The organism is Paenibacillus castaneae (genome assembly GCF_002884445.1).
Taxonomy (GTDB): domain Bacteria; phylum Bacillota; class Bacilli; order Paenibacillales; family Paenibacillaceae; genus Pristimantibacillus; species Pristimantibacillus castaneae.
In genome coordinates, this window is record NZ_KZ614144.1 from 5709104 (window position 1) to 5730027 (window position 20924).

The window sequence follows — 20924 nt, forward strand, 5'->3', positions numbered from 1 at the left end:
TATGTCGTTATTATTCCTTAACGGCACCAACCGTCAAGCCTTGGATGAAATATCTTTGGAAGAACGGATAAGCGAAAACAATCGGACCAGTTGCTAGAACAACCATTGCCATACGTGACGTATCCTGCGGCATGGATTGCAGAACACCCATGCTTAGTGAAGCATTTTGTGAATTTTGCATAATGAATTGCATACTATTCTCAATCCGCATCAGCATGGACTGGAGCGGCACTAAATTCGGTGTGTTAATGTACAGCAATGCATTAAACCAATCATTCCAATAGCCCAGCGTGCTGAACAAAGCAATGGTTGCGAGACCCGGCAGCGACAAAGGCAGCACAAGCTTGAAGAAAATGCCAAACTCTCCCGCTCCGTCGATTTTCCCTGACTCGATAATGGCATCCGGTACCATTGTCGAGAAAAACGTACGTAGGATCATAATGTAAAAGGCGTTGACCGCAAGCGGCAAGATGAGTGCCCAAATCGAATCTTTAAGTCCAAGAAGCTGTGTAACTACGATATATGTCGGTACGAGACCACCGTTAAATAGCATTGTAAAGAAAGCGAAAAAGGCAAAAAATCCACGATATTTAAAGCTGCGACGCGAAATTGCATAAGCAAAAAGTGCTGTAAATACAACACCTATGACCGTTCCAATAACCGTTACGGCTATCGTAACACCATAGGACCGGAGCAACTGATCCCCCGCTTTAAATAGATAGCTGTAAGCCTCAAGACTCCATTTTTCCGGAAATAGCGAATAGCCGTTCTTGGCTAGCGTTGACTCATCTGTAAACGAAATAATCGTAACGAATAAGAACGGAAATACACATAATAAAGCAAATATACCAGCCACGGAATGGAATCCGATATTCCAAATGGGCGTTAACTTATGAAAATCGCGAGATTTCGCTTTTCCAACATTTTCAACGGACACAGCGATTTTCCTCCCTTCGCAATGCTAGTTCCAGCAAATTTCTTATTTGACTAGAACAAAGCATTGTCTTTATTGAATTTACGAACAATTCCGTTCGATGTAATAACAAGAACGAATCCAATGATCGACTGATACAAACCAGCTGCTGTACTCATGCCGATTTCACCCGTTGATTTAAGACCGCGATAAACATAAGTGTCGATAACATTCGTTACGCTGTAAAGCGTTCCAGAGTCTCGCGGCACTTGATAGAATAGCCCGAAATCCGCATAAAAGATCTTACCGATCGCAAGCAGTGTTAATATCGTAATGAGCGGTGTCAGCATCGGAATCGTGATGTTCCGGATTTGCTGCCATTTGTTTGCGCCATCGATCATTGCTGCTTCGTAAAGCGATTTATCGATACCCATGATGGCTGCCAAATAGATAACACTGTTATAACCGACTGATTTCCATAGAAACACGACGACTATAATAATCGGCCAATAAGTTGGATCTGAATACCAGTTCACAGGATCGATTCCAAACCAGCTAAACATATGGTTAACAACGCCTTTATCCAAGCTCAAGAAGCTGAATGCGAAATAGCCGACGATAACCCATGATAGGAAGTATGGCAAGAACATACCTGTCTGATAAACCTTAGCTAATTTTTTGTTCGTAATTTCAGCGAGCATAATGGCCATCGCAACAGCAATGACAAGGCCAAGCACGATAAAAAATATATTATAGAGAACGGTATTGCGCGTTATGATATAAGCGTCATTTGTACTAAACAAAAATTTAAAGTTCTGTAGTCCTACCCATTTACTTTGGATAATGCTGGCAAGAAATCCATCACGGCTGTAACGGTATTCCTTAAACGCAATAACCATACCGGCCATCGGCAAATAGGAGAAGAAGATGAACCATAGTGTAGCTGGAAGAACCATGATCAGCATCGCTTTATTTTTGTTAATATCTTTGAAAAACCGCCCTAAGGCTCCCACATGATCACCTCTCTGTAGTCAGATTAATGAGAGAAGGTATGAATGGAATGCGAAGCACTCCCCTCATACCTCTCATATATTACTTGTTAGCCGCTCTCCACTCGTCAAGCTGGCGCTGTGCCTCAGCCATAATTTTATCAAGACCAGCTGCTTTAAGCTTGTCATTCGCACGCTTCAGGTAAACTTCAGGATCAACTGTTCCTGTCATTAGCGGCGCCCAAAATTCTTCTTTTACGTTTTGCACGGCAGCTATTTCTGTCGTCACCTTCGTAGGATCGAAGTTGAAGCCAAGAAGAGGTGCTTCTTTACCTGCATCATTAAACTTTTTGAACTCTTCCCACTTGTTAGCAGGATCTGTGCTGTTCAAATACGTGAGCATAACGTTACCAAGCGAGAAGGTTGGCATGTCATAATTTTTTGCTTCAGGAAGATTTTCCATAACGTTGTCGCTCGTTTTTTTGTAGTGAACGCCCTCAATGCCTGAGTCGATCATGTTGCGAAGCACAGGATCTGTGTTTAGCAGGTTAAGGAATTCCATTGCTTTCTCCGGATACTTCGAGTTAGCTGAAATAGCTTGCATCGAACCCATAACAGACCAGTTGTAAATAAGCGCATCACTTGCAGGTGTCGATACGACTGGGTAGCCGTAGCTTGCAGACCATAGATTATCAGCAAAAGGCTGAGTCGTCGCACGATCGGAGAACCATTTGCCAGTCGTTTGAACATCTGTCATGGAATCCATCGTAGCTGCTTCCGTAGGAATGTAGCCTGCTTTATAGTATTTGTGCATGGTATTCAAAGCTTGTTTCATTTCTGGTGTATCTAGAACGTTAACGATTTTGTAGTCCTTCGTATCAAGAGAGACAGCCATTGGCAGCTTCTCGATGATGTAGTCATAAGGCACGTTAGGCATTTGATTCTTATCAACAGCGAAAGGATATACGCCTGGTTCGTTCTCTTTGATCAATTTCAACATGGGCTCAAGGCTTTCTAGCGTAGTAGCCTTCGAAATGTCCAGCTTGTATTTATCTACATACTGCTTATTGAAGCGCCATACCTCTTGAGCAGGCAGCTCTTTGTTAGCCGGAATACCATAGTTATGGCCATCAACCTTGGAGCCTTCAAGGAATGCCGGATCAAGTGTGTCGATAATGCCTTGACCATGCTCTTTCAGCAGATCATCGATTTGCATGAACGCGCCTTTTCTAGCGCTTTGAACGTAGTCAAACGCCCATGAAGATGTGAACATAATGTCTACTGCTTCACCGGATGCTGTCATAACCTGCAGCTTCTGTGAATAGTCGCCCCAATCAATCATGTTCATTTTGATCGTAACGCCGATTTTCTCAGCTGTATATTTGCTTACTTCCTTCATTACTTTATCTACATCTTTTTGAGGTGTACCAATTGTGTACCAAATTAGCTCTACTGGTTTTTCAGCAGTTCCTTCGCCTTCGTTTTTACCGCCTCCACAGGCACTAAGAACGATTGACATGACCAGCATTAGCGTTAGCGCCGGCATAAATTTTCTTTTCTTTCTAATCATTTTGTATATCCTCCCTAGATGTTGTTGCGAAGCACTATCCTACTGCATAAACATGCGCTTACTTTATTGCTTAGCCCTGATTTCTGTTGTGTTGAAGGGGCTAATATAAAAATAACGGATGTAACGGTTTTCATATAGTCGACAAACTAAAGGTATGGTGTACAAATTAAAGAAAAAAGGACTGCTCTATCTTGCATTAGAGTAGTCCCTTGTAATCTGTAGGAGAAATGCCAACATATTTCTTAAATTGTTTGTAGAAATAGCCGCTTTCCCAGTAACCAACCTGCGTGGCAATTTCCTGTACTTTTAATTGCGTTTCCTTCAGCATGACCTTTGCCTTTTCGATTCGATATTTATTGATATACTCCGTAAACGTTTCATTCGTTTCCTTCTGAAACAGATGACCAAGATAAACGGGATGGATATTATATTGCTGGCTGAGCAATTTTAATGACAGCGGCTGTGCATAGTTTTCATGAATATAGCCCAGCAGGAGCTGAATAATCGGGCTCTTCACATCGGACATTAGCGATTCAACTGTTAACGTCGCTGCTTCTTTGACGACTGCAGCTAAGCCTTCAATCGTATCAACCTGCATAATCTGCACGAAGCCCGCTTTGTACAGCTCGGGCTGATCGGCTTGCTTGATCTCTTTGAGCTCCATTTTGAATCGAATCATCATCTCAATCGCCATGTTTTGAATATACGCCGGCGTAACTCCCTCGAGTGTCTGATAAGCCCCAAATTCAGCATCGATCGCCGCATGAAGAGCTTCCAGATCCTTTGCCTTAATCAGCTTTGAGTATGTCGACCAGTTAAGTGGCTGAGCTGCTATATTCCCAATGTTGTTCTTCTCCGTAAGCGAGACATAATCTAATATTGCCGGTTCATCCAGCAGCAAAAAATATTCCTGCGCTTTCTTCGCGTGAGCATAGCTTCGAGGTGCATCCTCACCAATCGCCTCCACACTGCCAATCGAAGTTCGCATACGGCTGGGAGCCAACCGTTTCTGCATATTTTCAAGCATATGAATCGCTTTTTCTTTACCTTGAACTTTATCCTCAAGCATAAAAACAATAACTAAATCACCATCGATGTCTACAAAGGGCAGCATTGACGGATCTTGAACCGCAAGCCGCTGTACCGCCTCGTAGGATGAATCTAATTGGCTTTCTGTCCGGAGTATAGCGGTAATGAGATAGGGGGCATCCATTCGAATGTCCAGCATGTCCATCCGCTCATTCAGCTCATTAGGCGCAATTCGTCCGGTTAACCAGCGATACAATATATTATCCCTTAAAATCCGAATATCATAATCACTAAATAATCGATTCGGTCTCGTCATATTCAGCTTATCAATCGTATTAGCAAGCGTTTCCTGCAGCTCGTCGATATTAATCGGCTTAAGCAAATAATTTTCCACGCCAAGCTTTAGTCCGGTCTTAATGTAGTCAAATTCATTGTATCCACTCAAAATAATAATCTTCAAATCCGGCTGCAGCTTCCTTGCTTCGCGGATCAAGGTCAAGCCATCCATCACGGGCATAGAAATATCCGTCAACAATATTTCTGGGACACACTCTTTAATGGCGACAAGCGCATCCATCCCATTCTCTGCTGAACCAACAATTTCAAGCCCAAATGCTGACCAATCGATAATATCGTACAAGCCCTCGATAATGAACGGCTCGTCATCTACAATAAATACTCTATACATGCAGTGCCTCCTCCTGAGCTGGAAACTCGATCGACACAATCGTTCCAATCCCTGGTGTGCTATCTATTTCAAGGCCGTAATCCGTTCCATAGAGAAGCTTCAATCTCTCATGCACACTGCGTAATCCAAAGGAGTCACCAGCTTCCTCCCCAGAGTCTAGCGACTTGCGAATCCATTCCAGCCGTTCTTCCGTTATCCCTATGCCGTTATCTTCAGCTTGAATACGAACTCGGCCTTCCCGCTCCAATACACTTATCCGGATATGATTATCCAATTTGCGAGGCTGGAGACCGTGCACAACGTAGTTTTCTATAATCGGCTGCAGTGCCATCCGCATTATTTTTTTGCCTGCCAAACGCTCGTCGCATACGATTTCGTAGGATAGCTTGTCCTTGTAACGGATACGAAAGAGCTCCAAATAAAGACGTGACGTCTCAAGCTCATCCTTGAGCGTATTTTCACTCTTTGTCTGCATGAAGCTTTTGAATAACACCGACAAGCTATAAATCATTTCTCCTACATCCTTCGCCCCCTGCGATACGGCCCTCATGCGGATCACTTCTAAAGTATTATATAGAAAGTGGGGGTTTACCCTTGCTTGCAAAGCAGCAAGCTCTGAATGCTTTTGCTTAATTTCTGCTTTATATACGCTGTCGATGTATCTCGTTAGCTCGCCCAGCATATCATTGAAGCTTCTGGAAATTTGTCCGAGCTCATCTTCTTTTTCATCTTGAATGCGCACGGACAAATCGCCACTTTTCACTTTTCGCATTACCCGGATAATTTTATTGGTTCGTTTGGCATAATTGCTTACAACCAGAATCAACAGAAAAAGCACCAGTACGATACAAATCACACTAATCAATATAATGGTGCGCTTCAGCCCTTTATATGCAGCAGCGACCTCTGCCTTCGGAGCAACGCCAACGACCAGATAGCCTGCTTCTTTTTGAGTCAGCGTCGTCACATACGATTCCTGTTCCAGCATCGCCGTATCATACAAGGAATTAATTTTATCCGCATAGGGATATCGAGCCCCATAATAGCGGTCGGATGAGTCAAACAGCACTTCACCCGTTTGTCCCAAAACGAGAATATATCCCTTTAATTGCCCTGTGTAGCTCTCCAATTCCTTCTTAATAGGTTCCGAATTAAAATAAACGAGCAGCTGCCCCAAATTTTTTAACGTATTCTTGTCCGTTATTGGTACGCGCACAGCATAGAGCTTAGGTTCCTGCTGATTAATGGCATTGCGTACCCAAGCATTCGGCACCGATACCCTATTATTCTCTAGCGCCATAGCATCAGGTATATAAGAGTGTGAGGCGTTAGCTGGTATTAATTTGTTTACATGTCCTTGCTTGTATACATATAAGAACTGCTGTTCCGAGCTGTATAGCAGCAAATTTTCGATATCCGTATCGTTTTCCAGCTTACTCTCAAAATAAGCAAGCCCCTTTGGCATATCTACATTGGTCTCATCGGCATACTGATCCAATTGATATCTCATGTAATCCTCAAATGGATTTTGCAGAAAGTAGGAAAGCTGGAGCGATAACGAATCATTCCGGTATACATCCAGCATAATCGATTGTACGGAATCATATTTGCGGGTCATATAGCTGTTTACACTATCCATCGCTTTTTTCTGGGTTTCAAGCTCATTGCGGACAATCGATTCCGACATCATATTGAACATAAAATAAGAAAGGCCCACAATCGTCGCCGTTGTGATCAGTGTGAACAACAAAATCATTTTCATAAACAGATTATTTTTCACAAAATTTTCATACAAGCTTCTTACCTTCAAGATAGGCTCCTTTCCCATGCATGATCGGAAAGATCAGAGAACATGATGTGTGATACAACTTTTAATAATACTTCAGCAAGCTTAAGGGACACAAGTTCGTCTCGCTTAGCGGTTCCCAGCGTGCCGTTATCTCAAGGATGGCTTTGCCTTATATTATGAATGAGATCGTTCGTTAGAAAGTGCTGCATTACAGCAAAAAACTCGAACGCTGTGCTTCCTTAACTACCTTACGGACACTGATTCTGCTATCTGCAAAAAAGGAAAAAAAAGACTGGAGCATCTGTCAGTGTTCATCTGATAGATTGTCCAGTCTTATAACCAGTTGATTGGAATCCACCGCGGCAGTGGAAGACCATTACTCAGTACCATGCGAAAAACTAAACCTTTTAATCAAATTAATCTAGTTCATTTATTTCAATCACAGTTTCCTTGCCGTCCTGAAGTATGACTGCAGTATGCGGTTTGATTCCCTCGTATGTTTGGCTACCGAAATTTGCTGTGACCGATAAATTTTCGCCAAATGTGGTCTTTTGGACAAGCCGATCCGATGTTAAAACTTCGAAATTCGTCATTTGCTGCTTTAAAGCGGCTTGCTGGAAAAGTTGCCATGTTTTCATATTTTGCACAATGTCTTGTTTTCGTTCTTTCCATGTAGCTGCATCTAAGTGGAACAGTAGAGGTGTGTTGTAGAGATATTCTTTTAATCTGCGTTCCCCCGTCTGACCTTTCATTTTATAGCTATCCCACTCCCAATGATGAGTAGTAATCACTGAATCATTGTAAACCAATTTGAAAAGCATAACTGATTTTTCCTTCGTTGAAAATGAAAAAGCACGAGGTGAATTGGTTAAATAATCCAATTCCCCTCGTGCTGGTTTATCGTTATTGTTCTTTACAACCGTTTATACTTTGTCCGTCAGACGTTCAGGTAACCGAGCTTCTTTTTTATTTCTTTACAATCGGAATCCATACCTCACATCGATAATGTTCGGACATCGTATCTCCAGGTGGATAAAGTTCTAAATCGGGTCCTTCGGCCTGCTCATATCCCGTAGTCGGGAACCATTCCTGGTAGATGCGGCCCCAGACTTCTTGAATCGCTCCGGGCATCGGACCTGTGGACGTAAACACAGCCCACGTAGCTGCAGGAATCTGTATGAATTCAAACCCGCTGTCGGACAATGTCGCATCCGTCTCTACCGCAATTGCGTATTTAAAAACCTCACCATCCTGCTGCGCATCATAGCAGAGTCCCAGCATATCTTCCGTTTTTCCTAAGGCAGCAATTTTTCCCACAGTTCCGTCCGCTTGACTATCTCGCCAAAACTTCGGAATCTCCGTTGAATTCTCTCCCTCTATAGTCGATGTTCGGATCGATTTGCCTATGACGGTGAACTCATCTTTTTGCACAATTCTGTAGTCCATTTCTTTATCTCCCTTCAGTGATAGGTGGAAGGAGATGCGAGGAAAGGCCTTCAGTTGAACGCCGAGATTCCGTGCGTCGGAGGGCGAAATGCCATGCAGCTTGCGGAACGCCTTGGAGAACGACTCGGGTGAATCGTAACAATATTTCATGGCAACATCAATCACCTTCGGACCGGACAGCGCAAGCTCTTGAGCCGCCAAGGTCAAACGTCGTTTCCGTACGTACTCGGCCACAGTCATGCCCGTCAGCATAAAAAACATTCGCTGAAAATGATAGGGGGACGAGTATGCTGCCTTCGCAAGCTCCGTGACATCTAACGGCTCCTCCATCTTCGCCTCCATCAAGTCGAGCGCCGACATCATTCGATTCAGCCATTCCATTCGCAAAACTCCTTTCTAAAAACATGGTATCACGGCTAGGTATAACGTACCTGTCATTGTCTGCGATCGTATGACAGACGCTGAACATTTATTTCATGAGGGAGCTAATAACGGAACGTTTACCGTGCCGAACGGAAGGCTGTATCGCGACCATTTTACCCGCTACTGCGGACAAGACAGGAGGGACATGTATGCCCTGCCAGCAACCGCTTCCTCCTCTTAGTCCGAATGATTTATCCTCCTACTTGCTTAATGACGCTTCCACAGATTGATTCTACATTTAAACAGCGGCTTATCCGGACGTAATAGAATCTACCGGTAAGCCGCTGTTTGTTATTGCGATAGCCCTATGCATCTCATAGTAGCTATCGACTATTTCTTTTCGCTACGAATTTCCGCTTCCTTCATCTCCCAGACTTCTATTTTGGAGACGACCATGTCGCCGCTCGAACGAAGCTCGATGCCGTCGCTGCCATCCAAGGAAGGATAGATTCTCGCCGAAAGGCATGTTTCATCATCGACAAAAACTTCGACGATCGATTGATCCGCGAAAATTCGCAGCCTCAGCGGCTCAGCTTCATCTGCGGGCGGCAAATCCCCCTTTACCGGCGATTTATGTACATTCGGGAACAAGCTTGAATTTGAACGGTCGATGACGATCGCATTCGTCGCCAAATCCAAGCACACGTCCGTATTCTCCCGACCGCACGCTGTAGCAAATATGGAAACGATCAATTTACCCGTCCCTGCGGTCCGTCTATCGATTTCCACCAAACACTCGAAGGACGTCGAATTCACGCCCGTATTCATCGGAGCTTGCCCGACGCTAACGTCTGCAAAGCTTCGGCTCTCGCCCCTCAGCGTCTCCAGCTCGGGAACCGGCGACATCGCGAGCGCGCCATTTGGCTTGAGGTTGACAAGACGCGGCAACGCCAGCATCCCCGCCCATTCCAAGCTTGCCGGGAAATCCTCTCCTCTTCCTTCCGGAACCCAACCGAGCAGAATGCGACGACCCTTCTCGTCAACGAAGCCCGTTGAGGCATAATAGCCTTCCCAGCCGCTGAAGTCGACGGTGCCATGCCTCAGCACATCCGTCAATCTATTCTCACTTATTGTTCCAGAAACATAGCGAACCGGTCCGCTCGGAGAATAGAACAGAACGGCCTTATCTCCAAAGCGGAACAGATGCGGACACTCCCAGATTGACTCGTCTCCCTGATGGAAAATCCCCTTGAAGCTCCAATTTTCCAAATCGTCGGAATGATAAATCAAACTGCAGCCTCTGTCACCCTCTGTGCCTCCTAGCAGCATGCGCCATCCGTCTTGCTCTTTCCAGATGTAAGGGTCTCTCCATTCCGTAATCCGAAGCTCTCCGTGCAGCTCCGCGGTTAATACGGGATTGATGTCCGGCTTGCGCCAATTTCGCAAGTCTTTTCCTTTGGCCGTCCACTGCTGTGCGCCACTCGTCGGGTTCCGTTCTCCTTCCCCGATGCTCGTATAAAACAATGTCACATCGTCGTCGTTTACGACCGAGCAACCCGAGAAACAATGCAGCTCTCCGAGCTCGCGTGAAGGGGCGAGCGCAACCGGCAAATGCGTCCAGTTCACCAGGTCGAGGCTTTTGGCATGTCCCCAGTGGATATCGCCCCATTCCGGCGCAGAAGGATTGTGCTGGTAAAACAAATGATATTCGCCGCCCGATTGGAAAGGGCCGTTGGGGTCATTCATCCAATTGCGCGGCGGCGTTAAGTGATACCTCGGTCTGTAACGATCCAACTTCTTCACTCCTTTTGTTTCCGTCCTCCAACCGTCGAGAAAGCCCTTTTCTCTTGTTCGAACGCGCGGGGAAACGGTTTTCATTATCGCTTCGACACTTCATCTGTAACCCTGATAAATGTATTTAAATCGTCATTCTGCTACATTTCATTCGATTATCTGCTCCAATCATTCTCCAGATGGCACAGGATACATTTAAGAGATTCGTTCTGAATAATTACGCCTTTATCAAGATACAAAGCAGGAATATGTTTCCCTAAACAATTTTAAGATCTGCATGAATCTAGTAATTGCTGGTATAATAGTAGACCTACATAACCTATGAATACTAAAGGAGACTTGTATGAAAAAAATTGTATATCTGATAATGTTAACCTATGGTTTGATTAGTATTTCTAATACTATACCAAATCGGGCGGAAGCAAGCGGTAGTTATACAGCCAAGGTATACACCGATTCATTGAATGTCCGCAGCGAGCCTTCTCTTGAATCGTCGATTGTGGGTTCTTTGAAGAACCGCGAGATAGTCACCGTTTCGAACGAAGAGCACGGCTGGCTGCGCATCAAGTCGGACCGGGTCTCCGGCTGGGCGGCAGGTTATTATTTGAAGAAGGTCGATGGCAGTGTCGTAACGGCATCGGCGACAGATCAAGTTGACAGTGTGCTAAAGAGTTCTGCAGCCACCCGTGCAACTGTACTGGCGGATTCGCTTCGGATCAGGGCCGGCGCCGGATTGAAATATAAGGTTCTAGGAGGCCTAACAAAGGGTGAGGCTGTTACGATAATAGACAACCGGGAAGGATGGGTTCGTATCCAGACTCCGGATGGGCAAACCGGCTGGGTATCAGATCGTTATATCGTGAAAGACGCAATACAAACGGCGGCAGTTTCTTCAGGAAAATCGAAGGGACTTAAAGGGAAAGTAATCGTCATTGACCCCGGTCACGGCGGAGACGATCCCGGAGCGATCGGTACGAAATTTGAAACGATGGAGAAAGAGCTTAATTTGAGCACCTCCTTCTACCTCGAGGATGAGCTGCGCAATCGCGGAGCGCGCGTCCTCATGACAAGAACGAAGGATGGGGAGAAGCCCCAACTTTCCGACAGAGTGAAGATAAGCGAATCCGCCGGCGCGGACGCTTTCGTCAGCATCCATTATAATTCCTCGGAGAATAAAACGTCCGGCATACTTACCTTCTATTATTCGGAATCGAAAGATCAGCAATTGGCCCGCGCGTTGGAGAACAGACTTGCGGACGGCATCGGCTTGAAGAGCAATGGGATTTCTTTCGGCGATCTTCACGTCTTGCGGGAAAATGATACGGTATCTACACTCGTAGAGCTCGGTTTCTTGACCAACGCAAAGGATGAATCCATCATCCGCGGCTCCGACTACCAAAAGAAAGCAGCCAAAGCAATTGCGAAAGGGCTGGAGGATTACTTCAGCAGGTAACTGCATATTTAATCGTACAAGAGCAGACCGCCAGCTTTGGGCGGTCTGCAATGCAATCGTTTAACACCTTACATATTTGCGTTTAAAACCCAGTTGTTCTTTATCTATTGCCTTTTGAATATTTACGGATGCCTGTATAGACTTGCTTTTTGTCTTATCCCCTTTGACTTCTACTGGACCTACTGCCTCAGCGGTCTCGACCGCCCTATCATGGAGCGGCAAATAGGATACCCCCACTGTATAAAGATAATTATTCATAGCGTATTTGGTTCGTTCGGGAGAATCGTGAATCGTATTCTGCACCATTTCAAGCATATTGGCAAGTTTACTTTCGGAAAACTCACTGTCAGGTCGATTACCCAAAAGCCAGCAATAACAACTCCAGCCCGCTGACATTCTCAACTCGTCGCCGCTTGCAATCCATTTATCGGCAACTTCTTGTGCGATATCTGTTTCTGCCAAGGTTACTGCCACTACATAATCGGAGAGCATATAGAAGTAAGCCAAATCTATCCAACGATTAAAATCAGCTTCAGTCATTGCATTTGGGTCTGCAATAATGCCTGCAAAGTACATGGCGTCGTAATTCCCCGTTTTGTAAAGCTGCTCAGCCAAAGGTTGATTTTTTTTGATTTTCTTGGCTATGGGCTTCATTCCGCCTGTAGCCACACCAAAGAGCGGTTCGTGCGCGCCATTGGATATGTATATTTTCTTGGTTCGTTCCTTGCCGAGAGCTTCCAGCTCCTGCATAACCATTTCGAAATTCATAGTTTAACACTTCCTTAGTTTTAAAGAATTACATCCATTTTATCATAATCACATGTTGGACAGCGATCGTGTAGTTAGGGGCTTATCAGTTCCTTAGTTGGCCTGCGAATCGTTCGTTGTCCGACTTGCTTTCACATGTTTAAGCTGGGCAACGATGATGACGCTAATAATGACCAGAAGGAACCACGAGCTGATCTTACTGAAACTAACCAGCTGCCAGGTTTGGTGCTGGTCAGGGTATTTCCAAGCATCAAAAAAAGTGGCTATATTTTCAGCTGACCAGATGAAAAAACCTACAATGATAAAAGCGAGCGTTAAGGGCATTCGATATGTTTTAGTTCGTACCCGATATATGATCCATGTTTTCCAGAAGACAATAAATACAAGCGCCGTCAGCCACCAACGAAAATCGGGAATAAAATGATGTGTGAAAAAGTTGAAATAGATTGCTCCTCCTAGCAGTACCGAGGGCGCAAGCCCTGGCCAGCCAGTCATGTCCATCCGCAGTCTCCGCCATACCTGACACATAAAGCTTGCTACACTTGCATACATAAACCCGCTATAAAGTGGGACACCGAGCAGCTTTGTATATCCAAGCTCAGGGTATGACCATGATCCCATCGATACCTTATATAGCTCCAGCACCAAACCAATAATGTGAAATATACAAATTACTTTGATTTCATCACGCGTCTCTAATCCGCAGCGGTACATGAGGTATTGCACTCCAAGCAATATAAGTAGAATGGCATCATAGCGATGGAGGAAAGGTACCTCTATTATGCTAGAGAGGGCAAGAGTTCCAAAGATAGCAACCGGAAATATGCAGCTCATCGCCTGATGATAGCCAAAATGCATTAGTTGTACAATAGGTTTCAATTTTGTTTATCTCCTCCTCATGAATCAATTTTGAGTGCTTTTATCTTTTACTAATAATATAGGTGTAATGGATTTGGAAAAAGAGAAAATAGCTAGTTTGAATTTTCTTGTTTTCTCACATTAAGAATAGTAATTACTCCTTTAGACTATTAAGCGATGACATGAAAAGCCTATGGGTGGTTAAGTTATGAATGAACTTCCATTACGGGGACAAGATACATCATATGTTGAAATATTTCCTCAAAAGATTGGGGTCCCCTCCTTTGGCACGATAGTCAAAATAACTGGGCATATTCTGGGTTGGGTTAGAATGAAGAAACATGCTATGGAGATGAGTTATGGATACGATATGGCAGTACTCCCTCAGAACTTTGTTAGGCTTTATAGTTCTATTATTATTAACGCGCATTTTAGGAAAAAAACAATTAAGTCAAATGACGTTTTTCACCTATATTACCGGAATTGCTCTCGGGAACATTGCCGGTGAAATGGCTTTAAATAAAGAAATAAAAGTAGTCGCAGGTATCACTGTAATGACAATGTGGGCGCTGCTTACTATAATCATTGAGCAACTAAGCCTTAAATCTCCGCTAATTCGAGTATTATTCGACGGGGAGCCTGCAATCGTCATCAAAAAGGGAAAAATTCAAGCAAAAGCTATGGCTTTGAGCAAGCTAAATATGGACGATTTGAGCATGCTTCTCAGAGAGAAAAGTGTATTTTCCGTACGGGAAGTCGACTATGCGATTCTGGAGCCGAACGGGAAATTAAGTGTATTAAAGAAGCAAGAAGAGGAAAGTCCGACAAGAATGGATCTGCAAATACCCGTTCGTGAGCGATTGTATCTTCCAACCGAACTCATTGTCGATGGCAAAATTGTTAAGAGGAATTTGAAGGAGCTGCAATTGAATCGCGAGTGGCTTGAAGAACAAATCAAACCGTATGGAGTGCAGTCCGTACATGATGTATTTTTTGCCGAGCTGCAAAGTGATGGAACTATTTATGTGGATAAGAAATCATCTCACCAAAACAGCTAATAACGCAAACCTGATATTATAAAGGAACGTAACCTTGTCTGTTCACTAAATTAGACACTTTCACCATAGTAAAGTCCATGAAAATCGGAGAAGAAAACAGAAAAGAAAATAAAAAGCCGAGTGAAATCAGGGGTAAATGCCCTGAAATCACTTCGGCTTGCAGTCGACTTTTTAAAGCTTTGCTCGAACTTTTTCCGGTTATAACTTTATGATTAGTCCGCTCGCGTTCATTGCTTATTTCTCTTCTGCTTTTTCAAAATAAACGATTTCACATAATCGAATGTGATGCTTTTTTCCATGAACTATAAGAGCTACGTGATCAATGAAAACATCATCCAGAGTACCTACCAATTTGCCGACAGTTGTCGTAATGACAATCATTAACCCTATGTGTTGGGTTAAATGCTCTATAAATTTGGGTTCCACTGCTGTTGTGTACATGACATTTTTTGGCAACACCAGAGTTTCCTTGCGCTGTAAGTCTCCATTCCAATAATATTGCGGGGCTGGGAATGAGGCATAGGCCTGCGGATAGCCATAGTACACAAATCTATTCATGTGTTGCATACTCCTATGTCATAAATTAAAAACTTATTTATAACTTATGACAAATTACTATGTAGTATTCCAATTCACCCCTTCTCCCTAAATTACCTGACAGCTTGTGCTAATATAGTCATATTAGAAGAACAGGGGAAAGTTATAGCCGAAAAAACCCGAAAGGCAGACACTTTAACCATGTCTAGCTTTCGGGTTTACGTTTAAACGTTATTTTTTCTCAAAAATAAGAACTGACTTGCTGCTCGGTATATACTCTACTGAAGATTCCAGCAGCTCGGATACGAAGCGTACCGGTACAAACGTAGTTCCTTTCTTCAAGAGCAAAGGCGTATCAAAAGCAACCGTTTTTCCATTTACGTTTGCAGTCTTCTTATCAACAACCCAACGGATCGTCTTGCCGTCCTTCACGATGGTGACTTCTTTCTTGCTTTGATTCCACGCAACGTTCGCACCTAATCGCTCCGATACGAATCTAACTGGAACATAAGTGCGCTGTGACACTATAAATGGAGCAGTGCTAAGCTTGAACGCACTCTCCCCTACGTAGGCGGTCGTACTTCCTATGACTAATCGCTGAGCTTTCAATTGATTTAAAGGATGTCCATCCCCTGCAAGCTTGTTCAGAAGCATGTAGGATTTCGTCGTATTCCTCAAATCCAAGTAGTTGCCCGTTAAATCCAGACCGTATCTTATCGCTCCTGTGTCAAAGTGAGTATCGAACCTATGGTTGCTAATCGGCTCGATATTCCATATCCGATTATTCGCTAAGTATAAGTTAGAAATCTTTTTAAGAGATCTCAACGGCTCAAGATCGTATACTAGGTTGTTGTTGAGATTCAAAACCTCCAGGTTTGTCAGCTTTCGCAGAGGAGTAATTACTTTAATCTGATTGTTCTCCGCGTATAGAGATCTCAATAGGCTCAATCCTTCAAGCGCATTAAGATCTGTAATCTGATTGCCGCCAATGTGAAGGTTCATCAAGCTCTTAGACAGCGGTTTAAGCAGCTTTAGATCCGAGATCTTATTGTTCTCAAGATCCAAATTTATAATCTTAGTCAATTTGCTAATCGGTTCAAAATTCGCGATCGGATTATCATTCAATTTTAACCATGTTAAATCTTTGAGTGTCGTTAGCACCTGTATATCAGTAATATGGTTAGCACCTGCTCCGAGCTCGTTCAGACGTGGGAAATGCTTAACTACATCAATCGATGTAAGGTTGTTCCCGTTCACCGTTAAACTCTCCAAGTTCTTCAAGGAGGACAAAACCCCAATTGAATCGATCTGATTGTAGGAAAGATCTAGATAGCGAATTTGTTTTAACGCTGCGAGCGGCTCGATATCCGCAATCTCGTTCAGGTATAGATTCAGATTCGTCAAATTCGTCGCATATTGCAGGCCTTGTACGCTCTTGATCCCTTTGAATGCTAGATTAAGATCGGTCAGCGATTCCATTTCTTGCTTCGTAATAGCTTCATCCTCGTTCTTGTCTAAAATTTGCCTGATCGCTTGCTCCAGCTTTTCGTCATGAAAGCTAATTTTTGAGCTTGCCTCTAAGCTTGCCTGATCTGCAGATGCTTGTCCGGACAAGCCTAGACTAATGACTAACATAAGCAGAAGCCCTGTTATAACCTTTTTCATGATGACTTTAGCTCCTCTTCTATTCACTTCTATACATGATTAGACGTTGGTTACCTTAGAAAGTTGCTTAGACAATCATTAACAAAACTCAATCCTTAATTAACCGTTCGCGTGAAAATATTTTTGTTCTGACTAAACAATTCATCTAAGCAAACAAGGTTCAGAATAATATTCTGAACCCTGTTTGCTCTAAATCAGAAGTGTGTCACCTGTAGGCTACACATATAATTTGATACCGTTTTTCTTACAGTGAAAGCAGATTGTATAGCATTTGTGCTAATTCTGCTCTTGTTGAGCTATCCGCAGGATTAAGCTTTCCATTGCTGCCGTTTATGATTCAAGCTTTTATAAGTGCGTTTATCGCATCATTTGCATAATCTGAAATCTGTTCGGCATCCTCGTAATCACTGATCATTTTGTTACCCGTTGGTTCAGGGAGCATTTGAGTGGCAGACTGAAATTGCTTTCTACATGTCGGTAGAAAATAAAGTCCTAGACTGTCGCTGTTTCATTGAACTAACGTCTCCCGTTTGTTCAACGACAGCTCCGTTTCTTATGGTAAGGTTCTCCGCGCTATTAATAACGGCAAGTTTTAAGAACTTTCTATCTGCTCATTTTAGCATCGCACTGGCAATTGTCAAAAAGTCCTCCCGACCGATCTCAAAATGACCGTAGCGAAAGGAATACCCCCAATTTCGGTTCCCGCGAGTGAAGCTAAGCTTTTCTAATAGATCTCTAATCTGTACCTCACAGCATGAAATATAGCGGATATTTCTGCGTAATGGCACAAATGATTCTGACATCTGATATTCGTAGACTTTATCATCATCCACTTCGCCGATAGCGGTGAACGCTTGGAGTGGTGCCCCTTCCCTCATTTCTGTTCGCGGGGAATAGTAGATCAACCAATCGCCTGCTCGCATCTTACGTAAAGGTGCCGACTTGCCGTGACAGAGCTGAGCGAATCCCTCCAACTCTCCACACTTCACATGGGATGCGGACGCGACACCAATCCAGAAGCGGCTTTGCTCGCTTATTTCATCCATTTGCATACCTCGAAATCCCTTCCTTTTTTAATAAATGTTTATGTCGCTTCCCGTACCAATCCTTGTTTTAAGCGGTCCAGCTGCAAAAGATGATGACGGTAGTGCATTTCAACAAGCTGAAACCATTCCTCCGCACACAATCCACCGAATCTCGGATGGGACACTATATTTTGTTTGGACGCTTTTTCAAGGGCAGGTTCAATGTCCTTCATTCTCTGGATGACAGAGTGCAAGCCTTGAATTAGCTGCTCTTTGCTTTCTGGCTGCTCCGGAGTATATTGTGGGGAAGGCGGAACATGAATACGAATGGGCGGGAAGCTTCCTTGAGAAAATATAGCCACACCAACCTCGGTTTTTTCCGTTTGAGGTACCATGGGATCTTGGCTTGGCATCAGGCATTGATCAATATTACGAAGCTGCATATCAAGCGCCGAGCTTATGAGATGTTGAAGCATCTGTCCGATTGACCACTCGTTGTCACTTTGCTTTTGCATCAGCTGCTCCAGACTGAATTGATCCAGTTCATGAATATAATGTGTCGCAGTTTCCTCAAATCGTTGTAATGCTAACTTTGTTGTAATCATCATATCTCATCGCCTCTAATCATCTTTTTTTCTAAGTATACAAAAACGCTACTGACACCATTATGTCAGTAGCGTTTTAACGTTTTTTCCAGTTCGTTTCTAACCCGATGTCGGAAGGATTCCGGCTCCAGCACAACCACTCCGCCTCCCCAGCCGAGCACCCAATGCAGCAATTCCTCAGGCTGCCGAACACGTAAGGTCACCAGCAACCCTTCCGTGTGATCCTCTATGGTTTCTATATAGAAGTTGTTCGATTCCCTTACCTTATCGGCAATGTCAGGTTGGACCCATATGCGCACACGGACGTCGCGATCGTCTGGAGGCTGGTATACATCTAAAAGGAAATCTGCTGGCAACATAAATCTATCTTCCAGCTCGATAAGCTCCGACATCCGGGACAACCGGAAATGACGGATGTTTTGACGCAATTCACACCGTGTAACGAGTACCCATGACCCTTGATGAAGCACAAGTCCATAAGGAGCAACCGTACGAACACTTTGGCGGTTCCCATCAGCCTCGGCAATTCTTTTGGAATATTGGAATCTTATTTTTCTTTCATCCAGTATCGCTCGACGAATCGCTTCCAAGTATGCCTTCTCTTGTATTCGTGCTATATCTTCAACGGAAGTAAGCAAACGAAAGCTCTTGCGAATCCGGGATGCCTCACTGCGGATCGGTTCCGGTAGGATGGCTTCAATCTTCCCTCTTGAAGTTCGAGACTTACTGCCATAGTGAACATCAAACCAATGCTCGATAAAATCTGTCCCGATGAGTAACGTCACTGCTTCTTCCACCGTGAAACTGACTGGCGGCAGGAAATATCCCTCCATTAAGGAATATCCCTGCCCTGGCGCTCCTATCACGGATACGCCAGCTTCACTCAAAGCCTGAATATCCCTGTAGATGGTTCTCACGCTTGTTTCAAATGTAGCGGCTAAATCCTCGGCTCGTAACACTTCGTTACGCTGCAGCTCAAGCACTATGGCTAACAAACGATCCGTTTTGTTCATGCACTGCACCCTTTTCCGAGAGATTGTTTATACTAGAGTTGTTATTATCAGGCTTTTTTACAAGAGAAAAGAGAGGTCATCATATAACAATACAAGCACCTCCAATGAAAGTATATCACTAGGGTATCCTGCCCGTTTGCGGATTCCAATCTGCAAAAACCTACGCCAGTCACTCTTTTGACGACTTGGCACCTTTGCTTTTAAGCCAAGAAACCAACGTATCTCTCCGAGTGTCGAGACTGCCAGCCGAATCGAGTGGCGTGCGATCCGTGTAACCAGGGACCCCATTTATGTCGGCTCCTTTGGAGAGGAGATAATCGGCAACACGACGTTGGCCTCCACTGCACGCATGCCAGAAAGCCTCGGTAATGTCATCCGCGGCAGGTGCCGGATTGGAGCCCATCAGTTCCTCTACGCGAGACATCATCCCTAGAGCTGCTGCATGCCAAAGTTGGTCCACATGCGCACCCCGCTGTACCAATAGTCTCGCAACGTTCCAACATCCATAACCCACTGCATTGTCCAAAGGGGTACCATTAGCAATGGAGCCACCAAGCACTTCAATGTCGGCTCCACCATCGATTAACGCAGTGGCAACATCCACATCGTCACTGCTGGCCGCCCAGTGCAATGGGGTCTCCGAGTGCCTTCCCCCAATTATTGGTGCATTTGGGTCAGCTCCCGCAGCAATTAGTATCTTTACGATCATGGGACCGTTAGGGAAGTATCCCGGCCAATCGCTAACAATGTGCAGAGAAGTACGAGAACTGCCTTTGTTGTCTAAGGCTCTCTTTGAGGCCAAGTCAGGAAATTCTTCTAGGAGACGAAGCAATGCATCCACATCACCCGTTTGAACGGTGCGCACGAACGACACGACCATCGGATCGTTATTTTTGATTGATTCCATGATTTTCGCTCCTTAAGCATCATAATATACGAATCTTCAAAATTAGTTATACTTCTTTGTCCAGCCCTACGAGTAGTCCTTCTTCAGTTAGACTATCCGTTTAGTTGAAAAAAGGCCACCGTATCACGTCACTATGCTGAGATTTTTTCTTCGTCACTTCAACTTGTTGCTCAAGAATTCTGCCTACTTTAGCTCAAACAGGAGAGGGAACAGCAAGATCCTTAACTCCTACTTCTTTATAATCTATCTTCCGCTCTTCAAGACAAGTGAAGTACTGTTTTAATGCGTAGCAATAAATCTTCAGTGTGTTGTTGCTTTTTCCTGTCTGATCGAGGTATTTTAAATACTTAATAACAGGAACAACTGAAACACCTACTTCGTCCAACAGCAAATATCTCTTTTTATTATCTTTAAGAATTGCTTCTTGTACTCTCACAGCTTCACTCCCTACGAA

The 20924-nt window shown here is 44.1% G+C and carries 19 protein-coding genes; 2 read left to right on the forward strand and 17 right to left on the reverse strand.

What is annotated here, in order from left to right:
- Positions 1 to 10: 10 nt before the first annotated feature.
- The 8 genes from CEF13_RS25575 to CEF13_RS25610 form a co-directional block, all read right to left on the reverse strand.
- Complete coding sequence (locus CEF13_RS25575; RefSeq protein WP_102715212.1) at positions 11 to 937, reverse strand: carbohydrate ABC transporter permease; 927 nt, start codon at positions 935 to 937, stop codon at positions 11 to 13.
- A gap of 50 nt (positions 938 to 987) precedes the next feature.
- Positions 988 to 1926 (reverse strand): ABC transporter permease, encoded by a 939-nt coding sequence (locus CEF13_RS25580; protein ID WP_211297049.1) that lies wholly within the window; start codon positions 1924 to 1926, stop codon positions 988 to 990.
- 79 nt (positions 1927 to 2005) lie between these two features.
- Complete coding sequence (locus CEF13_RS25585; RefSeq protein WP_102715214.1) at positions 2006 to 3472, reverse strand: ABC transporter substrate-binding protein; 1467 nt, start codon at positions 3470 to 3472, stop codon at positions 2006 to 2008.
- Positions 3473 to 3668: 196 nt separating this feature from the next.
- The gene (locus tag CEF13_RS25590) at positions 3669 to 5189 is read right to left on the reverse strand and encodes a response regulator transcription factor (RefSeq protein ID WP_102715216.1); all 1521 of its coding nucleotides are present in this window, start codon (positions 5187 to 5189) and stop codon (positions 3669 to 3671) included.
- Positions 5182 to 6999 (reverse strand): sensor histidine kinase, encoded by a 1818-nt coding sequence (locus CEF13_RS25595; RefSeq protein ID WP_102715218.1) that lies wholly within the window; start codon positions 6997 to 6999, stop codon positions 5182 to 5184. The genes CEF13_RS25590 and CEF13_RS25595 overlap by 8 nt, the downstream gene beginning before the upstream one ends.
- 395 nt (positions 7000 to 7394) lie before the next feature.
- Positions 7395 to 7859 (reverse strand): glycoside hydrolase, encoded by a 465-nt coding sequence (locus CEF13_RS25600; protein ID WP_208414705.1) that lies wholly within the window; start codon positions 7857 to 7859, stop codon positions 7395 to 7397.
- A gap of 85 nt (positions 7860 to 7944) precedes the next feature.
- Positions 7945 to 8805 (reverse strand): AraC family transcriptional regulator, encoded by an 861-nt coding sequence (locus CEF13_RS25605; RefSeq protein WP_208414706.1) that lies wholly within the window; start codon positions 8803 to 8805, stop codon positions 7945 to 7947.
- A 372-nt stretch (positions 8806 to 9177) separates the two neighbouring features.
- Positions 9178 to 10581, reverse strand: coding sequence for a glycoside hydrolase family 32 protein (locus tag CEF13_RS25610; protein ID WP_102715224.1), 1404 nt, complete (start codon positions 10579 to 10581; stop codon positions 9178 to 9180).
- A gap of 343 nt (positions 10582 to 10924) precedes the next feature.
- On the opposite strand from CEF13_RS25610, the gene CEF13_RS25615 reads away from it, so the two are divergent.
- Positions 10925 to 12034 (forward strand): N-acetylmuramoyl-L-alanine amidase family protein, encoded by a 1110-nt coding sequence (locus tag CEF13_RS25615; RefSeq protein WP_102715226.1) that lies wholly within the window; start codon positions 10925 to 10927, stop codon positions 12032 to 12034.
- Between the two features lie 60 nt (positions 12035 to 12094).
- Here CEF13_RS25615 and CEF13_RS25620 read toward each other — a convergent pair whose 3' ends face one another.
- Positions 12095 to 12802: a DNA alkylation repair protein gene (locus CEF13_RS25620; RefSeq protein WP_102715228.1), complete on the reverse strand. Its 708-nt coding sequence runs from the start codon at positions 12800 to 12802 to the stop codon at positions 12095 to 12097.
- 93 nt (positions 12803 to 12895) lie between these two features.
- Positions 12896 to 13660: a DUF817 domain-containing protein gene (locus CEF13_RS25625; protein WP_424991986.1), complete on the reverse strand. Its 765-nt coding sequence runs from the start codon at positions 13658 to 13660 to the stop codon at positions 12896 to 12898.
- 359 nt (positions 13661 to 14019) lie between these two features.
- Between CEF13_RS25625 and CEF13_RS25630 the strand changes: the two genes are divergently transcribed.
- Positions 14020 to 14718 carry a YetF domain-containing protein gene (locus tag CEF13_RS25630; protein WP_102715232.1) on the forward strand — a complete coding sequence of 233 codons (699 nt, stop codon included), beginning with the start codon at positions 14020 to 14022 and terminating at the stop codon, positions 14716 to 14718.
- A gap of 234 nt (positions 14719 to 14952) precedes the next feature.
- Here the strand turns inward: CEF13_RS25630 and CEF13_RS25635 are convergent, their stop codons facing one another.
- The 7 genes from CEF13_RS25635 to CEF13_RS25665 form a co-directional block, all read right to left on the reverse strand.
- Positions 14953 to 15276 carry a DUF2642 domain-containing protein gene (locus CEF13_RS25635; RefSeq protein WP_102715234.1) on the reverse strand — a complete coding sequence of 108 codons (324 nt, stop codon included), beginning with the start codon at positions 15274 to 15276 and terminating at the stop codon, positions 14953 to 14955.
- A gap of 210 nt (positions 15277 to 15486) precedes the next feature.
- On the reverse strand, positions 15487 to 16920 hold the full coding sequence (locus CEF13_RS25640) for a stalk domain-containing protein (RefSeq protein WP_102715236.1): 1434 nt from the start codon (positions 16918 to 16920) through the stop codon (positions 15487 to 15489).
- A gap of 611 nt (positions 16921 to 17531) precedes the next feature.
- Entirely contained in the window at positions 17532 to 17966 is a 435-nt protein-coding gene (locus tag CEF13_RS25645; protein WP_208414708.1) for an EVE domain-containing protein, read from the reverse strand.
- 38 nt (positions 17967 to 18004) lie between these two features.
- The gene (locus CEF13_RS25650) at positions 18005 to 18547 is read right to left on the reverse strand and encodes a DinB family protein (protein WP_102716567.1); all 543 of its coding nucleotides are present in this window, start codon (positions 18545 to 18547) and stop codon (positions 18005 to 18007) included.
- A 68-nt stretch (positions 18548 to 18615) separates the two neighbouring features.
- A complete protein-coding gene (locus CEF13_RS25655; RefSeq protein ID WP_102715240.1) occupies positions 18616 to 19563 on the reverse strand; it encodes a helix-turn-helix transcriptional regulator in 948 nt (315 codons plus the stop codon).
- 169 nt (positions 19564 to 19732) lie between these two features.
- On the reverse strand, positions 19733 to 20428 hold the full coding sequence (locus tag CEF13_RS25660; protein WP_244917130.1) for an ankyrin repeat domain-containing protein: 696 nt from the start codon (positions 20426 to 20428) through the stop codon (positions 19733 to 19735).
- Between the two features lie 235 nt (positions 20429 to 20663).
- Entirely contained in the window at positions 20664 to 20906 is a 243-nt protein-coding gene (locus CEF13_RS25665; protein ID WP_102715244.1) for a transposase, read from the reverse strand.
- Positions 20907 to 20924 lie beyond the last annotated feature (18 nt).

Coding starts and splice junctions, on each gene's coding strand:
- CEF13_RS25630 (WP_102715232.1), top strand. CDS start 14,020: ATGGATACGATATGGCAGTACTCCCTCAGAACTTTGTTAGGCTTTATA.
- CEF13_RS25635 (WP_102715234.1), bottom strand. CDS start 15,276: ATGAATAGATTTGTGTACTATGGCTATCCGCAGGCCTATGCCTCATTC.
- CEF13_RS25655 (WP_102715240.1), bottom strand. CDS start 19,563: ATGAACAAAACGGATCGTTTGTTAGCCATAGTGCTTGAGCTGCAGCGT.
- CEF13_RS25605 (WP_208414706.1), bottom strand. CDS start 8,805: ATGGAATGGCTGAATCGAATGATGTCGGCGCTCGACTTGATGGAGGCG.
- CEF13_RS25645 (WP_208414708.1), bottom strand. CDS start 17,966: ATGGATGAAATAAGCGAGCAAAGCCGCTTCTGGATTGGTGTCGCGTCC.
- CEF13_RS25640 (WP_102715236.1), bottom strand. CDS start 16,920: ATGAAAAAGGTTATAACAGGGCTTCTGCTTATGTTAGTCATTAGTCTA.
- CEF13_RS25590 (WP_102715216.1), bottom strand. CDS start 5,189: ATGTATAGAGTATTTATTGTAGATGACGAGCCGTTCATTATCGAGGGC.
- CEF13_RS25585 (WP_102715214.1), bottom strand. CDS start 3,472: ATGATTAGAAAGAAAAGAAAATTTATGCCGGCGCTAACGCTAATGCTG.
- CEF13_RS25615 (WP_102715226.1), top strand. CDS start 10,925: ATGAAAAAAATTGTATATCTGATAATGTTAACCTATGGTTTGATTAGT.
- CEF13_RS25620 (WP_102715228.1), bottom strand. CDS start 12,802: ATGAATTTCGAAATGGTTATGCAGGAGCTGGAAGCTCTCGGCAAGGAA.
- CEF13_RS25625 (WP_424991986.1), bottom strand. CDS start 13,660: ATGCATTTTGGCTATCATCAGGCGATGAGCTGCATATTTCCGGTTGCT.